Raw genomic sequence first — 1322 nt, forward strand, 5'->3', positions numbered from 1 at the left:
TGCTCAAAGGCCGGACATATGGACGCAAGCGATCGAAAACGACGCAAAACAACCGTTGCAGGCAGGGCGCCGTCCACATATGGATCCCAGGGTCTGCGCCGCGTCGCTTCGCTCCTTGCTTCGCCCAGGGATGACGAAGGGAGGGTTTCGGCTAATCTCCTAAATTTGCGATTTGCGACTAACGGAAATGATCGACCTTCGTTGCTGGTTGACCCGACTTACCCGCAGTTGGCCGAGAAACGATCGAATCAGCGCCGAAACCGGCCGATAACGTCGGTATTGCGAGAAGTCTGTGCACCAAAGCACGCGCACTTCCGATCGGAAGAAGCCGGAAACAAAAAAAGCGCCTCGGCGGGCGGGTCGTTGGAGCCAATTGGCACCATACGCAAATTAGTAGCATAGCTGCCGGCACAAAGCAAGAACAAAATAGCTGCGAAGGCAAAAAGTCCGAATTCCTGTCCCACCCGAGGTCGCCGCCCCTCATTGCTTGGCCCTAAGGTTGGTGATTGGCGAAAGCCGAAGTGGCATCCAATCTCCCCCCTCTATTGCGCTGGGCAATCGCATTTGGATTCTTACGAAGATGGACCCCCACCCTAACCCTCCCCACAAGGGGGAGGGAACGCTGCCGCGCGCCCTCACTTCCCCTTTTGGCGCCGAAAGACAGGCAATTTGCCGAGGTCAGCGCCAACGGAAGTCTCCCTCCCCCTTGTGGGGAGGGGTTAGGGGTGGGGGTACGTCGTAGAGCGAAAGCCTCGGCTTGCTATCTGCGATGGCCCCCTCGTGGGCGAGATGTCCGGCAGGACAGAGGGGGCGCGAAGGAATGCGAGTTTTGCAATCGTTCTGAGCAACGCCGCCCTGTGCAACCATCACCGCCGCGACCGGCCGATGACGTCGTCGGTGTTGGCGAGAAGCCTGTGCACCGCGGCACGGGCTGCAGCCGGTCGCTGCAGGCGGATGTTCTTCTCGATCGCCTCGTGCAGTGCCTGCGCCCGCCGCTGATCGCTGGTCTCGCGGGTGACGAAAACAAACAGGTGGTCGAGCGCCGATTCGATCAGCACGCCGAGCGGCACCAGCAGATCGTTGCCCGAGGCGCGCAGGATGGCGAGATGAAACCGCGTGTCGGCGCGCGTCCGCTCCTGCAGGTTGGTCGCCTCGCCCATCTCGCGGCAGGCCTGGCTGATCTCGGCCATCTGCTCATCGGTGCGCCGCATGGCGGCAAAGGCGCTGGCCTCCGGCTCGATGATGTGGCGGAACTCCTGCACGGTCCTGAGGAACACCTCGCGGTCCGGCGAGGTCGCGTACCAGGCCAGCACGTCGCGATC

The 1322-nt window shown here is 61.9% G+C and carries 1 protein-coding gene; it reads right to left on the reverse strand.

The window, feature by feature from the left end; translation table 11 throughout:
- Positions 1-866 precede the first annotated feature (866 nt).
- The coding region (locus NKI72_RS35020) for a FadR/GntR family transcriptional regulator (protein WP_352852255.1) at positions 867-1322 on the reverse strand (456 nt) is incomplete at its 5' end.

It is taken from the genome of Mesorhizobium sp. M0437, from assembly GCF_040321335.1.
In the GTDB taxonomy this organism is placed as follows: domain Bacteria; phylum Pseudomonadota; class Alphaproteobacteria; order Rhizobiales; family Rhizobiaceae; genus Mesorhizobium.